The organism is Actinoplanes sp. SE50/110, from assembly GCF_900119315.1.
Taxonomy (GTDB): Bacteria; Actinomycetota; Actinomycetes; order Mycobacteriales; family Micromonosporaceae; genus Actinoplanes.
Genome location: NZ_LT827010.1, coordinates 745,353 through 761,587, shown reverse-complemented (window position 1 = coordinate 761,587; position 16,235 = coordinate 745,353). Strand labels below are relative to the sequence as shown.

Here is a 16,235-nt window from a genome sequence, read left to right as displayed (position 1 = left end):
CGCGGAAACTTGCTGCCATCAGCGTGCCTGTCAGCGGACACTCAGTCAAGGGCTGTGCCGCGGGTCGGATGCACCCGGTCGTCCGGCCAGCGCCCGAAAGGGACCTTACTGCATGGTTATCGAGCTTTGACATGCTTTGTCAGCCGGGCTCCGACTCGCCCACGCTGAGCAGCGGCGACATCACCACGAAACATCGCCAGGGGTCGAGAGACGCCGATGGCGGAGATCCGGGTCGGATCTCCGCCATCGAGAGAAAACGCTGAGAAGCGTCAGATCACTTGAGGGTGACCTTGGCGCCCTCGGCCTCGAGCTTGGCCTTGGCGGCCTCGGCCTTCTCCTTGTTGACGCCCTCGATGATGGCCTTCGGCGCGGCCTCGACCGCGTCCTTGGCCTCCTTGAGGCCCAGGCCGGTCAGCTCACGCACGACCTTGATGACCTGGATCTTCTTGCCGCCGTCGCTCTCCAGAACGACGTCGAAGGAGTCCTGCTCGACAGCAGCCTCGGCCGGAGCCGCAGCGGCCGGGCCGGCGGCGGCGACGGCCACCGCAGCCTTGACGTCGAAGACCTCCTCGAACTGCTTCACGAACTCGGAGAGCTCGATCAGCGTCATCTCCTTGAAGGCGTCGAGCAGGTCATCGGTGCTGAGCTTCGCCATGATGGCAACCTTTCCTAGCTTCTGATGTAAACGTTGCTCGGTTCGCGAGGCCGTCAGGCGGCCTCGGCGGAACCGTCCTTCTCGCGCTTGTCACGCAGGGCGTCCACCAGGCGAACGGCCTGGGAGAGCGGAGCCTGGAACGTGGCCGCGGCCTTGCTCAGGTTGCCCTTCATGGCGCCGGCCAGCTTGGCCAGCAGCACCTCACGGGACTCGAGGTCGGCAAGCTTGCTGACGTCCTCGGCCGAGATCGCCTTGCCCTCGAAGACACCGCCCTTGATGACCAGCGCCGGGTTGGCCTTGGCGAAGGCCCGAAGACCCTTGGCCGCCTCGACCACGTCGCCGCTCACGAAGGCGAGCGCGGTAGGACCGGTGAACAGCGCGTCGAGGCCCTCGATGCCCGCGTCGCCAGCCGCACGCTTCGCCAGCGTGTTCTTGGCGACGGAGTACTTGGCCTGCTGGCCGAGCGACCGGCGCAGCTCGGTGAGCTGCTTCACGGTGAGGCCCCGGTATTCGGTCAACACGGTGGCCGCGGAGTCACGGAAGTTCTCCGTCAGCTCGGCGACGGCCGTGGCCTTGTCGGCCCGGACCGGCTTGTCCGCCATGTCCCTCCTCTCCTCAGTGCTATTGCCACTGGTCGAGGGGCCCGGAAAAAGCAAAACGCCCCGGCGCAGGGCACGGGGCGGAAATCCGGCGCGCTCGCGCGCACCGTCAGATCACGAACCGGTCTCCCTGCGCAGGTCGCCCGCTCTTGCGGGACCTTCGGCCGCGACATCCGTCTCGCGACGGGTGCTGCGGCGACCAGCGGTCTATGGGTGGAACTTCGAGAATTTAATGTACGCGGGCGGCACCCGAAACACCAAATCGGTGCCCGCCCGACCCTCAGGAGCGGGCCCGGCGCAGCCACCCGTAGGTGGCGAGCGCGACCGTGCACCAGGCCAGCGACCAGATCGTCAGCCGGGCCAGCTCGGCCGCCGGTGGCACGGCACCGTCGGTCAGGACCCGGGCCACGGCCATCACCGGCGGCGCCAGCCAGGGCGCGAACGAGCCGTTCAGGCCCAGGACGACGACCAGGAGCGAGCCGGTCACCAGGACCGCCACGCCGGGCAGGATGCGCCGGGTGACCGCCCGGCCGGACAGGGCGCCCAGGGCGACCGCGGCCGGCAGCGCGAGCAGGTGGGCCAGTACGCCGAGCAGGATGCCGGCCGGCAGAGACGCCTCGGCGGACCCCGGCTCTGGACCGCGGATCGCGTGGAACGCCCAGGGGGTGAGCATGGCGGCGGCGCACACCGCGGCGCCGGCGAGCGTGGCGGCCAGCAGACCGGCCAGGCCCTCCCGGACCGGGCCGACGGCGAGCCGGGCCAGGCGGCGCTGCACGTCCGGCTCGGTGTCCAGGACCACCTTGGCGAGCCAGGCGAGGATCGGGAACAGCGCGGCGGCGGAATAGCCGTAGGCGGTGGCGGCCGGGGAGGCGCCCCCGCCGTAGAGGACGCCGAGGACGACCAGGACGGCGATCAGCGGGGCCAGCACCCGGCCGCCGTGAAAGAAGCCGGCCAGACGCATCCGGATCAGGGCGGTCACCGGGCCTCCCCGTCCGGCGTGCGGTCTGCTCGGGGCGGGGAGAGTTCATCGCGTACGCCGTAATCGGCTCTGTCCCGGACCCGCAGCACGTGGTGACCGGCCGAGCGGAGCTGGACCAGCGTCCGCGCCGCCGCCGTGCGCGGCACGGCGATCTCGACCACGACCTCGTCCCGCTCCGCCACCACCGCGTCCGGCTCCCCCGTGACCGCGCCCGGCTCCCCCGTGACCGCCTCCGGCTCCCCCGCGACCGCGTCCCGGTCCGTCCCGACCGGCTGTGCGACGGTGACCGCACCGGCGGCGACCGACCAGTGGATCGTGTCCGGCAGCGTGGTGATCTCGCCGCGGTGATCGCTGACCAGGACGATGCCGCCGGCCGTGGTGACCTCGGCGACGATCTGCGGGATCAGCGTCCGGGCCTGCGCGTCGAGACCCTCCCAGGGCTCGTCGAGGACCAGCAGGCCGGGCCGGGCGAGCAGCGCCTGGGCCAGGCCGACCTTCTGCGCGGTGCCCTTGGAGAGCGCGGTGAGCGGGGTGTCGGCGTGCTCGCTCAGCAGCAGCCGCTCCAGCCAGTGATCGGCCGCGGTGGCCGGCACCCGTCGGACCGCGGCGGTCGCCCGCAGGTAACCGAGCGCGGTGAACGGCTGGTCGGCCGGGAAACGCTCGGGCACCCAGCCGACGACCGGCGGCCGGTCCCGGAGCACGCCGCGGACCGGGCGCAGGACGCCGGCGGCCAGTTGCAGCAGGGTGGACTTGCCCGCGCCGTTCGGGCCGAGGACGACCACGCTGCGGCCGGGATCGATCGTCACGGACACGTCACGCAGCGCCCACGGGGCACGCCGGGCGTACCGGAAGCCGACCCCGTCGAAACGCATGGCCGCAAGGATCGCACGAAAAAGCCCCCGGGATGACCCCGGGGGCTTCGACGATCAGCGTGCTCAGGCGTCGGCGGACTCGCCGCGCAGGTTCTTCTGCGCGTTCGGGTCGACCGGGACACCGGGGCCCGTGGTGGTGCTGACGGTTACCTTCTTCAGGTACTTGCCCTTGGCGGCCGACGGCTTGGCCCGCAGGACCTCGTCGAGCACCGCGGCGTAGTTGTCGATCAGCTGCTCGGTGCTGAACGACGCCTTGCCGATGATCAGGTGCAGGTTCGAGTGCTTGTCCACCCGGAAGGTGATCTTGCCACCCTTGATCTCGTTGACCGCCTTGGTCACGTCCACCGTGACGGTGCCGGTCTTCGGGTTCGGCATCAGGCCACGCGGGCCGAGGATGCGGGCGATCCGGCCGATCTTGGCCATCTGGTCCGGCGTCGCGATCGCGGCGTCGAACTCCAGCCAGCCACCCTGGATCCGGGCGACGAGCTCGTCGGTGCCGACCTCGTCGGCGCCGGCCGCGAGGGCCTCCTCAGCCTTCGCACCCTGGGCGAACACGATGACCCGGGCGGTCTTGCCGGTGCCGTGCGGCAGGTTGACCGTGCCACGGACCATCTGGTCGGCCTTACGCGGGTCGACACCCAGCCGCATCGCGACCTCGACGGTGGCGTCGAACTTCGCGGAGCTGGTCTCCTTCGCGAGGGCGACCGCGTCCTTCGGCTCGTAGAGCTTGCCGTCGTCGATCTTCGCCGCCGCGGCGCGGTAGATCTTGCTGCGCTGTGCCATTACTGATTACTCCTGTGGTTGATGGCGGGGCCTGGAACACGACCCCTCCCACTGAAACCGCCGGGAACCCGGCGATCAGATCTTGGTGACCTGGTTGAAGTTCAGCTCGACCGGGGTCTCCCGGCCGAAGATCGACACCAGGACCTTGAGCTTCTGCTGGTCGGCGTTGATCTCGCTGATCGACGCCGGCAGCGAGGCGAACGCGCCGTCGGTGACCGTGACCGAGTCGCCGACCTCGAAGTCGAGCACCTTGATCTCGGGCTTCGCCTTCTTCTCCTCGGCCTGCACGGCCGGGGCCAGCCACTTCAGCACCTCGTCGAGCGAGAGCGGAGCCGGGCGGTCGACCCGGTCGGTGGCGCCGACGAACCCGGTGACCCCCGGCGTGTTGCGCACGCAGGAATACGACTCCGGGGTCAGGTCCATCCGGACCAGGATGTAGCCGGGGAAGACCTTGGCCTGCACCTGGTTGCGCTTGCCGTTCTTGACCTCGACCTCTTCACGGGTCGGGACCTCGACCTGGAAGATGAAATCCTCCATGTCGAGGCTGGTGATCCGGGTCTCGAGGTTGGTCTTGACCTTGTTCTCGTAACCGGCGTACGAGTGCACCACGTACCAGTCGCCGGGCGCGTACCGCAGCTTCTGCCGCAGCTCCTTGACCGGGTCGTAGTCCTCGTCGGCCTCGGGCTCCTGAACCGCCACCGGAGTCTCGTCGGCCTCCTCGACCGACTCGTCGGTGATCGGCGACGACTGCTCGTCAGCAAACTGCGCGGTCTCGTCGTCGTACTCAGGCACGCTCGCTCACTTCCAGATAAGTCACTCGGTCGAGATCGGCGGGCTGGCTCACTTACCGCCCAGGGCGTGGATCATGCCCTGCGCGAAGCCATAGTCCAGCACACCGACGATCGCCGTCATGATCGTGACGAAGGCGATCACGACGGTGGTGTAGGTCAGCAGCTCCTTGCGCGTGGGCCAGATGACCTTACGGAGCTCGCTGATCACCTCGCGGAAGAATCCGCCGATCCGCCCGAAGAATCCGGTGCGCTTGCGCTCCTTCTTCGTCTTCGGGGAGTCGTCGTCCTTCGTGCGCTCGGCGACGGCGGTGCCACCGCCGCGGCTCACCGGGGCGTCGGCCTCATCGGCATCGTCACCGTCGACAACGTCGGCGAGCAGCTCGTCGTCGCCCGGGACGTCGTCACCGGGCCGGTTTTTGTCGGCCACTTCGCCCTACTTCCGTCGTCGGTGGTGATGATTCCCGTCAGCACTCGACCGGACGCGGACTGTGCAAACCGCGCACCGGGCGGGCACGTCGAGGAGGATTGCGCAGGGGTGACAGGACTTGAACCTGCAGCCTGCGGTTTTGGAGACCGCTGCTCTGCCAATTGAGCTACACCCCTTTGCGGGACCGCTGCCTCGCGGCTCACAGCCCCACGGCGCACCAGTGTACGGGTACGCCCTTGGTTATCCCAACCCGGGCTACCGCTTACCGATAAGCGCCTGTGCCAGAGACAGTACCTTGTCCCCGTTGCACGTGGCAGTCAGGGCGAGCCTGGTGTCCCCGTCCTCAGTGATCTCCTTCACCGTCGCGGTGACCACCACCTCGGTGCCCTCGTCGGTGTCCGGCACCGGCACGGGCCGGGAGAAGCGAACGCTGAACTCCTTGACCGAATCGGGTGCACCGGCCCAGGCGGTCACCGCGCGGCCCACCAGGGCCATGGTGAACATCCCGTGCGCGATCACCCCGGGCAGGCCGACGCCGGTGGCGATCCGGTCGCTCCAGTGGATCGGATTGAAGTCACCCGACGCCCCCGCGTAACGCACCAGGTCGGCACGGGTGATCCGGAAGGTCTGCGGCTCCAGCACGTCACCCATCAGGCACTCTCCTCGCCGCGCTGAACCAGTTTCGACCAGGCCGTGACGATCGGCTCGCCGGCCTCGGTACGCACCTCGGTGCGGATGGTGACGAACCAGTGGCCGCCACGGGTGGTGATCTCGTCGACCGTGTTCACACAGACCACCGCGTCGCCGGCCACCAGCGGGCGGGTATAGGCGAACCGCTGGTCGCCGTGCACCACCCGGCTGTAGTCGATGCCGAGCGCCGGGTCGTTGATCACCTGGCGGCTGGCCGCCATGGTGATGGTGACCGGGAAGGTCGGCGGGGCCACCACGTCCGGGTGGCCGAGAGCGCGGGCGGCCTCGGGGTCGTGATACTCCGCCTCGGTGGCGCCGATCGCGCGGGCGAACTCACGGATCTTCTCCCGGCCGACGAGATAGGTGTCCGTGGGCGGCCAGGTGCGGCCGGCAAACGTCTGATCCAGGGGCATACCCCACAAACTACAATGCGCCGCCCGGAGTGACTCCGGGCGGCGCATCGGAAAACTTCTGGGGCTGCGGCCCCGCTGGATCAGCGGGTCTCGCGGTGCAGGGTGTGCTTCCCGTCGCGCGGGCAGAACTTCTTCAGCTCGACGCGGTCGGGGTCGTTACGCCGGTTCTTCTTCGTGATGTAGTTCCGGTCCTTGCACTCCGTGCACGCCAGGGTGATCTTCGGACGGACGTCGGTCGCCTTGGCCACGGCGGGGTGCCTTCCTGCTAACGGAATCTAACTTGTCGACAAACCAGCGTAGACGCTCGGCGGGTCGCTCTGCAAAGCGGGCCCCGAAACCACCGGAATCGAGGCATGGTGAACCCCTGACCGGGGATCACCAGAAAGTAGCGGTGGCCGGACTTGAACCGGCGACACAGCGATTATGAGCCGCTTGCTCTGCCAACTGAGCTACACCGCTGCAACAGGCTCACGTCCATCGCCGGGCGGCGGGAACGAACCCGGTAGAGCCCCCTTACGGAATCGAACCGTAGACCTTCTCCTTACCATGGAGACGCTCTGCCGACTGAGCTAAGGGGGCTTGCTGCTTGCGATCTCTCGCTCGCTGCAGGAGTAAGACTACACGGCCCCGACCCGGGGGTGAAATCGACCCCCCAACCCGGCAGAACCGCAGGTCAGATGACTGCCCGGAGCCGACGGACCTCACCGGTGGGAGTGGACTCGGGCTCGGTCTGCGCGCTCAGCCACGCCTCCAACCGCTCGAACGGCAGCGGCCGGCTGAACAGGTAGCCCTGACCGATCTCGCAGCCCATCTCCTCCAGCAGCTCCAGGGTGAGCTCGCTCTCCACCCCCTCGGCCACCACGGTGAGACCGAACTCCCGGGCCAGGCTGACGATCGCCCGAACGATCGCCAGATCACCCGAGTCGGTCGCCATGCCCTGCACGAACGTGTCGTCGATCTTGACCTCGTGCACCGGCCACTGCCGCAGATAGCCCAGCGACGAGGCGCCGGTGCCGAAGTCGTCGACACTCAGCCGGACACCCAGGTCCCGCAGGCGGTAGAGGGTGGGCAGGACCCGCTCGATGTCACTGAGCATGCCCGGCTCGGAGATCTCGAAGGTAACCTGGCCCGGGTCGACCTGGTGCACGCCCAGCAGATCCTGGACCAGGTCCGGGAATCGGGAATCGAGCAGCGTGCGGGCCGACAGGTTGACCGCGACGGACAGCGGCCGGTCGGCGTCCGCCCAGGCCCGGCAGTGCCGCAGGCCGGCGGTGAGCACCACCTCGGTGAGCCGGGCCAGCTGGCCGGTGTGCTCGGCGACCGCGACGAAGTCCTCCGGGGCCACCTCGCCGTGCGCCGGATGCACCCAGCGGGCCAGGCACTCGACGCCCAGCACGTGTCGGTCGGTGAGCGTCACCTTGGGCTGGAAGTAGACCTCCAGCTGATCGCTGTCGATCGCGCGGCGCAGATCGGCGGCGATGCCCAGCCGGCGCACCGCCCGGGACTCCAGCGCCGGATGGAACGGCTGGACGCCGTACGGCAGCACCTTCGCCGCGTTGGCGGCCAGCTCCGCGCGCTGCAGCAGTGTCTCCGGATCGGCGCCGTGGTCGGGGTGCACCGAGACACCGACCGCGGTGTCCACATCCAGGGTCAGCGAGCCGACCGCCATCGGGCCGCGCAGCCGCTCGCGCATCTGGGTGGCCAGCTCGATCGTCGCGTCGATGCCCTGGGCCCGCAGCGTGACCATGAACTCGTCGCCGCCGACCCGCCCGACCAGGGCGCCCGGGCCGGCGATCCCGCGCAGCCGCTCGGCCACCTCGGCGAGCAGCTTGTCACCGGCCGCGTGACCCATCGACTCGTTGACGTTGCGCTGGCCGTCGACGTCGAACAGCAGGACCGCGACGACCTCGCCCTCGACCGCCACCCGCACCGACTCGGCGAGGGCGTCGAGCATCCGCCGGCGGTTCGGCATCGCGGTCAGCCGGTCGTGGTACGCGTCGTAGCGCAGCCGGTCGACCAGCCGCGAATTCTCCACCGCGACCGCGGCGTGCGCGGCGATCGTCTCCAGCACCTGCACGTCGCTGTCGCGGAAGGTCCGGCCCTCACCGATCCGGTTGACCACCTCGACCGTGCCGATCACCGCCTGGCCGGACCGGAGCGGGACGACGACCGCGTCCTTGACCCGCACTCCGCGCAGCGCCCCGCGAACCCGCGCGTCCTCCGCGAACTGCCGGCCGAAGGCGATCGGGCTCCGCCGCTCCACCACGAGGTCACGAACGGCGGACGGGAGGGGCGACATGTCCAGGAGCCCGGCGTTGTCGACCTGGGCGGAGAGCAGCATCTCGGGATAGCGCTCCCGGGGAGCCAGCCAGAGCGTGGCGAACTCGGCATTCATCAGCGTGCGGACCCGGCCGAGCAGGACGTCCGGCAGACCGTGATCGGAGACCTCGTTGCGGACCGCCTGGGTGATCTCGTAGACGTCGGCGAGCGTCTGGTGCTGCCGGAAGAACCCGGCGAACGAGCGGAGCACGAAGACCAGAGCGCCGATCAGCACCGCCATCAGGAGCACCGACCAGCCGGTCGCGTCGAGCGCGTTCAGGAAGAGCAGGCCGACGGTCGCGCTGATGCAGGGCACGATGAAGCTGGACAGCATCGGGCGGACCACGTTGCGCCCGGCCTGTATCCCCTGCACCACGCTCAGCACACCGAACAGGCTGGCCAACTGCACCAACAGCATGAGCACGGTGGCGAAGAACAGGATCGCCCAGGTTTTCGGACTCGTCGCCACCAGCGGCCGGAACGGCTCGATCACCAGCAGCGCGGCGCAGATGCTCGCCGCCGCCCGGGCCAGGTTGTAGAACGTCTTGACCGGGCTGTAAGGGCCCTTGAGCAGCGTCAGGAGATTGCCGCAGACGATTGTCAGAATCACCATCATCGGCGGCAGGTAGAACAGGCCCAGAACGAGGGGGACTTCGTTCAGGTGCAGGACGAAGGAACTGCGCCGCACGACCACGTTGAACGCGGCGAACGAGGCAACCGTCCAGAGAACACAAATCAGGAGGCCGAGGGGCCACGCCCGCCACCAGTCGGTGTCGGTGACCCAGAATCCGGTGGTGCACACGACGGCGAACAACGCCATGGGGCCGGTGATCGCCCAGGAATACTGCTCAGAACGCTGCTGCGGACCCGAAGGCCTTGGCATGAGCGCTCCCTATCGAATGGGTCGGCGTCCTGAGCAGCCGCGGATCTGCCGCCTTATCAGTTCCAGCTGTAGTCGAGCGTGGAGAACTGCACCGCAGAGGAATCGGAGGCCACGTGCCCGACCGCACTGGTAGCCACGCCCCCGACCAGCGCGACAAGCACGAGAGCCATGCTCGCGTAGCGGATCATCTTCTTGGCAGACATCCCTATGCTCCTTGTCTGGGAGTGCACTTACCGGGGTCCCATGATGGTGCCACACCGGCTGTGCGACAGGGAGTGTTCATCGGCGGGTCGCCACGACGCTCCGGCGAATCCTGGCCGAAAGGCTGAGGTGGGGACGAGTGTCCACGCTGAAGTATTGGCGTCTTTATAGACCATTTAAGCGGAGAAGTGAGAACAATTCGCCCTGCAGCGTCAGGTAGGCTTGACGTCAAGCAGTCTTGACGAAGGAGTGCCCACCGTGATGACTCCCGACGATCTTGAGCGACACCATACGCTCACCACGGCTACCCGGCGTTACGACGACCTACGGATGCGGGACGCCCTCGCTGCGATGGGCCGCGACGACGACAACCCCGGCCTCACCCCCGCCGAAACCCTCGAAATGCTGGCCCTCAGCGAGATCATCAGCCGCAAGGCCGGATACGGCCGGCAGGCCATGGTCCGCTCCGCCCGCGCGGCCGGCGTCTCCTGGACCCGGATCGGCGCCGCCCTCGGCACCAGCAAACAGGCCGCCTGGGAGGCCCACCAGCGCTGGATCGACGACCAGGCCCGGCAGCACGAACAAACCGGATACCAGGGCCTGGACCCGGAATCGGCGCACGACGCTCGCGGCCTCGCCGGCCGGCCCGACTAGTCGCCGATGGCAGCCGGGCGGTCCGTCGCGCTGTACTGCGACCACGAACCCGGGTAGAGCCGGCCCCGCCCCAGGCCCGCATGCTCCATCGCCAGCAGGTTGTGGCAGGCGGTCACCCCGGAACCGCAATACGAGATGACCTCGGAGGCATCCGACACCCCCACCGCGGCGAACCGCTCCCGCAACTCGGGGACCGGTAGGAACCGGCCGTCCGCGGACACGTTGTCGCGGCACGGCAGACTGCGGGCGCCCGGGATGTGACCGGCCCGGGGGTCGACCGGCTCGCTGTCGCCGCGGAACCGGGCGGCATCCCGGGCATCCAGCACGAGGTGGCCACCGTCGGCGGTGTCGGCGAGCGTGGCCAGGCGATCCTCGGGCCACGGACGCGCGGAGAAGACCGCGGCGCGGCGGGGGGCGGGCTCGGCGGTCAGCTCCGCGGCGTACGCCGGCAATCCGCCATCGAGAAGAGCGGCCTCACACCCGAGCGCGCGCAGCAACCAGACGAGACGAGCGGCGATGACGCCGCCGGCGTCGTCGTAGGCGACGACGGTGTCCGCGTCACCGATCCCGGCGGCGGACATGGCGGCCGCGAAGACCGCCGGATCCGGCAGCGGATGCCGGCCCTCGGCCGGCGACGCCGGAGCGGCCAGCGCGGTGTCCAGATCGATGAAGACGGCGCCGGGAAGATGACCCCGCTCGTACGCCGCGCGGCCGGAGCGGCCGTCCAGATACCACCGGACGTCGGCGACGATCACCTCGGCGGCGTGGGCACGCAGCCAGTCCTGATCCACAACCGCGTCGATCATGTGCCTCTTTCCAGTCTCCCGGCAGGCCCGGATTCAGTTTCCCGGCAGGCCCGGATTCAGTCTCCCGACAGGCCCAGACGAAGCCCGAAGCCGATCAGAACCGCGCCGGTCCCGGCATCGACGGTACGCCGTACCGTGCGGCGCGCCAGGAAGCCGCGCGCCGCCCGCGCGCCGAAGATGAGCAAGGTGAACCAGAGCAGCCCCTCCAGGTCATGGACCAGGGCCAGCAGCAGGCCGGCACCGAGCGGCGGCGACCCGGCCGGGATGAACTGCGGAAGAACCGCGACGTAGAACGCGCCGAACTTCGGATTCAACAGGTTCGTGAGCAGACCCCGCCCGAACGTGTTCCACCAGGTCGCGGCCGAGGCCACGGCGACCTCCCCGGTCACCGCCGGCTTCCGCAGAGCCGAGACGATCATGCGTACGCCGAGGTAGAGCATGTAGCCCGCGCCGACCACCCGGAGCACGGTGTACGCCACCGCCGACGCCGTGAGCAGCGCGGAGACTCCGACCGCGGCAGCCGCACCCCAGACCAGCGCGCCGGCGTTGATACCGAGCGCGGTGGCGAACGCCGGACCCCGGCCCATGGTGACCGCGGACCGCACCACCAGCGCGGTGTCCAGACCGGGAGTGATCGTGAGCAGCGCGCCGAGAAGGGCGAAGCTGAGAACGGCGTGAGTCATGATCCCTTCCTAAGCCTTACGGGTCGGCCCCCGCCCCCGAGGTCGGAAGCGGACGACCGCGACCCCCACCAGAACCACCGCGAGCAGCCCCGCCGCCTGCGCCGCCACCGTTCCGGGCAGATGCAGACCGCCCACGTAGATCAGGAGAGCCAGGCCGAACAGCAGGTGGTAGTAACCGGCGTCCCGGACCGACCGGAACGACCGGACGATCATGCCCGGTGCCTGACCCCACACCAGCATGCGCATCCCGAAGATGAACAGCGCGAGGCCCGCCAGGCCGCCCAGCACCTCGGTACTCATCGCCCCAGTGTGCGACCGGGCCGGGCGGCGAACCGACGGTTAGCGGTAATTCGTGAACTGCAGCGCGACGCCGAAATCCTCCGCCTTCAACAGGGCGATCACGGCCTGCAGATCGTCCCGCTTCTTTCCGGTGACCCGCAGCGAGTCACCCTGGATCTGCGCCTGCACACCCTTCGGCCCCTCATCGCGGATCTTCTTGCTGATCGCCTTCGCCTTGTCCGACTCGATCCCCTCCAGCACCTTGAGGTCGATCTTGAAGGTCTTGCCGGACTGCCGGGGCTCCCCCGCATCCAGCGACTTCAGCGAAATGTTCCGCTTCACCAGCTTCTCCTTGAACACGTCGAGCGCGGCCGTCGCCCGCTCCTCGGTCTCCGACGTGATGGTGAAGGCCTCGCCCGACTTGGCGAGCTCGGTGCCGGTCCCCCGGAAGTCGAACCGGGTGCTCAGCTCCTTCTCCGCCTGGTGGTAAGCGTTGTCGACCTCCTGCCGGTCGACCTTGCTGACGATGTCGAACGACGGGTTGGCTGCCATGATCAGACTCCTGCGGCTGGATGCTTGTCGATGATGCTTGCGGGCCCGCTCCGGCCCCGCGACATGCCGACCGTACCCGGTTGCGGACCGGCCCCGCGGTACGGCTATGCTCTTGTTCGCTGCCGCGCGAAGGTGTGGTGGTTGCCCAGGCGGGTTGCCCGAGCGGCCAATGGGAGCGGACTGTAAATCCGTCGCGAAAGCTACAGAGGTTCGAATCCTCTACCCGCCACCACAGGGTAAAAGAAGCCCCTCACCTGCTGAAACAGCGGTGAGGGGCTTCTCTCGTTGGTCCCACTGGGTCTCACTCGGGATGGCTCGATCTCACTGGTCGTGTCGTATACGTGTCGGCGATCAAGCGGGGGGCGCGCGTCGTGGGTCGCGCCGTCGCCTTCCCTGCCGAGGGGCTTGCTCCGGGCCAGCCATGCGCACGCTCGTAGAGGGACTGAAACAGTGGGGTACGGGAGGAGACTGGGCAGGCTTGGGCCGCGAGCGCGGCGGCCCGGCGATGAGCACCAACCACGCTGCGCACCGGGAAGGGTGTCCGGCGTCAGCCGGGCCTATTTGGTCGTTCAGGGTTGACCGTCACGCCGCTGGCGTCGATCCCCGCGTTTTCCCTGCTGACAGTTCGGATGATGGCGCTTCAATGACACCATCGTCCAGCGTCATTTTTCGTTCCGGGCAGCCTCAGCACGGAACTCCGCTGCGATGCTTTCAACACTCGGTACGGGAACGTCCACTACACGCGCCAGGTCAACCAGCTTGGACCGATACTTGATCGCCATGGTTTCGGCATCCACAGTACCTTGAAGCACGTTCTGCATCGACCGTAGAAGGTCAACGTATGCCGACTTACTTCTCTCAATAGCCAGGTATGCGCCAAAGTCACGGTCTGACCATCCTGTCGGCATGACACGCTCTTTCCAGGCCGAGATGAACGCCTCTTTCTGCCACTCCGGATAACTCATCTTGTGAATGTGGACAGCCAGGTCATACAGCGGATCTCCAACCAGCGCCAGTTCCCAGTCAAGCACATATAGGCCGCCGCCGGGAGCGCCCGTACGCAGGTTCTTCCTGTGCAGGTCGCAATGCATGAGCACGTCTGGCCTTGCAACCTCGCGCTGCGGTATAGCACTCACAATTCCGTCTACAGACGGGAGACTTAGTGCAGCGGCCAGTATCGGCCGCCGCTCAATAGCCTCATTTGCGAGTAGACCGAGGTGACTGACCAGCATGTCGAGGGTCGAGGTTACTGGCAGGCCAAGTGCGCTGATCGAATCCCTCTGCATCGCCACGAACGCGGAGACCGGAACGGTAGTAAGTGCCGCCATCGTGCCGATAATCGAATCCATCTGCTGCATCATGACCGCAGTACCGCGCGGGCTTATTTCGTTCAGCGTCGCCTCTCCCACGAATGAGCAGACGAAGAACCTGCGCGCAGGATCGGTACGCCATACTTGCGGGGCGTATACACGTCCCGCAATTGCTTCAAGGATAGCCACCTCATCCAACGGTCGCAGATCCATTTGATCCGTCGCGGGAATGCGGCTGCGGACGATTGCAACGCCTGCATCCGTCTGAGCTACGGCATTGACGTTGTAAAAGCCCCGAAATTCGGGACCAGTCACAGTCCATCTCTCGATCACGGCAGCCATAACCTCAGAATACACCTCACAGTCTACGCAAACCATACCTAAACCCGCATATAGTGCATTGACTCGTCACTCTGCGCAACTAAATCTGGATCGTTGCGCGGTAGCGGTCGCGGGCCTCTCCTCCGCATACGGGAGCGGTGATGCCGAAAGCTTGAGCCATAGGGAAATGACGCAACCCGCGACCAGGCAACGACGTCGCTGGCCTAGACGGTCGCGCCACAAGTCGCGTCGCCGCGACCGGTCGCGCGTGTTCCGCGACCGGAAGGCGGTCGTTGGGCCGGTCGTGCCAGTGACGCTTCGTGTTCGCCGGGGACGGGCGGTCGCTGGCCGGGGGACACCCTGCCCCCGTCGTTCTCGCTGATCGGCGGGTTTGGGGGAACCCGGGGCACGCGGGGGACAGCGGGGACACGGGGACAGCGGCCCGCGTGCCGGCCGACCGGTGGCGGGGTGGAGCTGGCGCATGCGGTGACAACCGGGGTTGCGGGCGGGTCCGGCCGGGTAGCGGCACGGCCTGTCGGTGCCCGAGAGCCGCTGTCCGGGCGTTTGCAAGTGGTCGGCGAGGGTGCCGCTACCCGCTACCTCCCACCGTTCGTACTGGCCGGACAGCGATCGTGAGGTAGCGGGCGAGGTAGCGCAACCGCTACCTACCCGTGCGCCGCTACCTCCACCGCTACCCGGTGCGCCGGGGGACAGCGGGGGACAGCGTGTCCCAGACGTTTCCGCTGGTCAGCTCGGTCCGGGGACACCGGGGACAGGAGGGACACGGGGACACCTGTCCCCGCCGACACACATCCCCGTCCCCCGTGTCCCCCTGCTGTCCCCCGTGTCCCCCAACCACTCCTGAGCTGGGAAAAGGAGGGGGACAGTACGGGGACAGCAGGGGGACAGCGCTGGAGGCGGTACGCGAGCACGCCCTGCGCGCATGGCCGTCAAGCTGGTACGCGCCGCGACAACTTCGGTTGCCGCCCACCGCTACCCGGTGCGCCGGGGACAGCAGGGGACAGCGTGTCCCCGACGTTTCCGCTGGTCAGCTCGGTCCGGGGACACCGGGGACAGGAGGGACACGGGGACACCTGTCCCCGCCAACACACATCCCCGTCCCCCGTGTCCCCGCTGTCCCCCGTGTCCCCCAACCACTCCTGAGCTGGGAAAAGCACGGGGACAGTACGGGGACAGCGCTGGAGAGGTACGCGAGCACCAGTCAAAGGCGGACTGAAACAGAGGGGCAACGCTCAGGGCCATAGGCAAGCCTCGCTTGGTTCACCCCTCCCCGCTAGGCCCTAGCGGGGTCGGCCGCTAGGCCTAGCGGGTCCGCTAGCTCAACCCTCGTGCGCCTGGCCAGCGATCTAGCGCCTAGCGGCAATCGGACAGCGCACCCCCGAACCGCCCGCAGGCACATCCATATGACCCCACCCAGCCAGCCGCTAGGAGCCCCGCTAAGCCAAGATCTCGCCCTGCTTGGGAGACCAACCCACCCAACGCCAGATAGACGGCGAGTGCCCTTCCCCCGCCTCCCTGTTTCAGCGGTCCTTGATCGTTGGACCCGCTTGCAGGGGCCCTCGTTGTCGCATCCGTGTCGGCCTGGCGCCGATCGGGGTTGTTTCGCCTGGTCAGCGACGGATGATCAGCAGACTGTAAATCCGTCGCGAAAGCTACAGAGGTTCGAATCCTCTACCCGCCACAAGCACAGATAACGGCCCTGAGACCAGCGGAAACGCGGTCCGGGGCCGTTCTCGTTGTGCTCTAGCGAGTCCCGCAAAATCCGGCCGTCTACGACCCTCCACGGCAACATAGCGGGAACACTTCCCCCATTCGTCCCCGGTAGGGTGAGCCTTCACCTAGCCCGCCGGAACCTCGTCAACCTCATCCTGCGTGCCGGTAGAAGCAACACGACTGAGGAAGTCAGTAAGCAGGTGAGCGCGCAGGCATGCATCGGATTCTGCGGGCGCCTTGGTTCATCCGGGCGGCATGGCCAACGCCCCGGATCTCCTTCTACC

General features: G+C 68.0%; 18 protein-coding genes and 4 tRNA genes. 2 read left to right on the top strand and 20 right to left on the bottom strand.

The features are described 5' to 3' along the window. Positions 1-274: 274 nt before the first annotated feature. The 15 genes from rplL to ACSP50_RS41505 all read right to left on the bottom strand — a co-directional run bounded on the left by rplL (position 275) and on the right by ACSP50_RS41505 (position 9,614). Positions 275-655: a 50S ribosomal protein L7/L12 gene (rplL, locus tag ACSP50_RS03365; protein ID WP_014687748.1), complete on the bottom strand. Its 381-nt coding sequence runs from the start codon at positions 653-655 to the stop codon at positions 275-277. A 53-nt stretch (positions 656-708) separates the two neighbouring features. Then, complete coding sequence (gene rplJ / locus ACSP50_RS03360) at positions 709-1,257, bottom strand: 50S ribosomal protein L10 (RefSeq protein ID WP_014687747.1); 549 nt, start codon at positions 1,255-1,257, stop codon at positions 709-711. A 277-nt stretch (positions 1,258-1,534) separates the two neighbouring features. Next, on the bottom strand, positions 1,535-2,233 hold the full coding sequence (locus ACSP50_RS03355) for a hypothetical protein (RefSeq protein WP_014687746.1): 699 nt from the start codon (positions 2,231-2,233) through the stop codon (positions 1,535-1,537). Continuing rightward, the gene (locus tag ACSP50_RS03350; RefSeq protein ID WP_014687745.1) at positions 2,230-3,105 is read right to left on the bottom strand and encodes an ATP-binding cassette domain-containing protein; all 876 of its coding nucleotides are present in this window, start codon (positions 3,103-3,105) and stop codon (positions 2,230-2,232) included. The genes ACSP50_RS03355 and ACSP50_RS03350 overlap by 4 nt, the downstream gene beginning before the upstream one ends. Before the next feature lie 63 nt (positions 3,106-3,168). Then, positions 3,169-3,888: a 50S ribosomal protein L1 gene (gene rplA / locus ACSP50_RS03345; protein ID WP_014687744.1), complete on the bottom strand. Its 720-nt coding sequence runs from the start codon at positions 3,886-3,888 to the stop codon at positions 3,169-3,171. Positions 3,889-3,963: 75 nt separating this feature from the next. Beyond that, on the bottom strand, positions 3,964-4,680 hold the full coding sequence (nusG, locus tag ACSP50_RS03340; RefSeq protein WP_014687743.1) for a transcription termination/antitermination protein NusG: 717 nt from the start codon (positions 4,678-4,680) through the stop codon (positions 3,964-3,966). Between the two features lie 48 nt (positions 4,681-4,728). Continuing rightward, entirely contained in the window at positions 4,729-5,106 is a 378-nt protein-coding gene (gene secE, locus ACSP50_RS03335; protein ID WP_014687742.1) for a preprotein translocase subunit SecE, read from the bottom strand. A 103-nt stretch (positions 5,107-5,209) separates the two neighbouring features. After that, positions 5,210-5,282 (bottom strand) — tRNA-Trp (locus ACSP50_RS03330). 79 nt (positions 5,283-5,361) lie between these two features. Next, complete coding sequence (locus ACSP50_RS03325; protein ID WP_014687741.1) at positions 5,362-5,757, bottom strand: MaoC family dehydratase; 396 nt, start codon at positions 5,755-5,757, stop codon at positions 5,362-5,364. Then, the gene (locus ACSP50_RS03320) at positions 5,757-6,209 is read right to left on the bottom strand and encodes a MaoC family dehydratase N-terminal domain-containing protein (protein ID WP_043510766.1); all 453 of its coding nucleotides are present in this window, start codon (positions 6,207-6,209) and stop codon (positions 5,757-5,759) included. The genes ACSP50_RS03325 and ACSP50_RS03320 overlap by 1 nt, the downstream gene beginning before the upstream one ends. Before the next feature lie 80 nt (positions 6,210-6,289). After that, a complete protein-coding gene (gene rpmG, locus ACSP50_RS03315; RefSeq protein WP_014687739.1) occupies positions 6,290-6,457 on the bottom strand; it encodes a 50S ribosomal protein L33 in 168 nt (55 codons plus the stop codon). A gap of 138 nt (positions 6,458-6,595) precedes the next feature. Then, positions 6,596-6,668 (bottom strand) — tRNA-Met (locus ACSP50_RS03310). Between the two features lie 47 nt (positions 6,669-6,715). Then, positions 6,716-6,788 (bottom strand) — tRNA-Thr (locus tag ACSP50_RS03305). A gap of 94 nt (positions 6,789-6,882) precedes the next feature. Then, the gene (locus ACSP50_RS03300; RefSeq protein WP_014687738.1) at positions 6,883-9,411 is read right to left on the bottom strand and encodes a bifunctional diguanylate cyclase/phosphodiesterase; all 2,529 of its coding nucleotides are present in this window, start codon (positions 9,409-9,411) and stop codon (positions 6,883-6,885) included. A 56-nt stretch (positions 9,412-9,467) separates the two neighbouring features. Then, a complete protein-coding gene (locus ACSP50_RS41505; protein WP_014687737.1) occupies positions 9,468-9,614 on the bottom strand; it encodes a hypothetical protein in 147 nt (48 codons plus the stop codon). 259 nt (positions 9,615-9,873) lie between these two features. Between ACSP50_RS41505 and ACSP50_RS03295 the strand changes: the two genes are divergently transcribed. Next, a complete protein-coding gene (locus tag ACSP50_RS03295) occupies positions 9,874-10,266 on the top strand; it encodes a hypothetical protein (RefSeq protein WP_231957001.1) in 393 nt (130 codons plus the stop codon). Here ACSP50_RS03295 and ACSP50_RS03290 read toward each other — a convergent pair. The 4 genes from ACSP50_RS03290 to ACSP50_RS03275 are packed head-to-tail and all read right to left on the bottom strand — an operon-like array spanning position 10,263 to position 12,586. Continuing rightward, complete coding sequence (locus ACSP50_RS03290) at positions 10,263-11,072, bottom strand: sulfurtransferase (protein ID WP_014687735.1); 810 nt, start codon at positions 11,070-11,072, stop codon at positions 10,263-10,265. The two genes, ACSP50_RS03295 and ACSP50_RS03290, sit on opposite strands and share 4 nt — an antisense overlap. A 56-nt stretch (positions 11,073-11,128) precedes the next feature. Beyond that, a complete protein-coding gene (locus ACSP50_RS03285) occupies positions 11,129-11,755 on the bottom strand; it encodes a LysE family translocator (protein ID WP_014687734.1) in 627 nt (208 codons plus the stop codon). Between the two features lie 9 nt (positions 11,756-11,764). Continuing rightward, on the bottom strand, positions 11,765-12,055 hold the full coding sequence (locus ACSP50_RS03280; RefSeq protein ID WP_014687733.1) for a hypothetical protein: 291 nt from the start codon (positions 12,053-12,055) through the stop codon (positions 11,765-11,767). 39 nt (positions 12,056-12,094) lie between these two features. Next, positions 12,095-12,586: a YajQ family cyclic di-GMP-binding protein gene (locus ACSP50_RS03275; RefSeq protein WP_014687732.1), complete on the bottom strand. Its 492-nt coding sequence runs from the start codon at positions 12,584-12,586 to the stop codon at positions 12,095-12,097. A gap of 148 nt (positions 12,587-12,734) precedes the next feature. Here ACSP50_RS03275 and ACSP50_RS03270 point away from each other — a divergent pair. After that, positions 12,735-12,818, top strand: a tRNA-Tyr gene (locus ACSP50_RS03270). Positions 12,819-13,248: 430 nt separating this feature from the next. On the opposite strand, the gene ACSP50_RS03265 is transcribed toward ACSP50_RS03270, so the two are convergent. After that, positions 13,249-14,238: an aminoglycoside phosphotransferase family protein gene (locus ACSP50_RS03265; RefSeq protein WP_014687731.1), complete on the bottom strand. Its 990-nt coding sequence runs from the start codon at positions 14,236-14,238 to the stop codon at positions 13,249-13,251. Positions 14,239-16,235 lie beyond the last annotated feature (1,997 nt).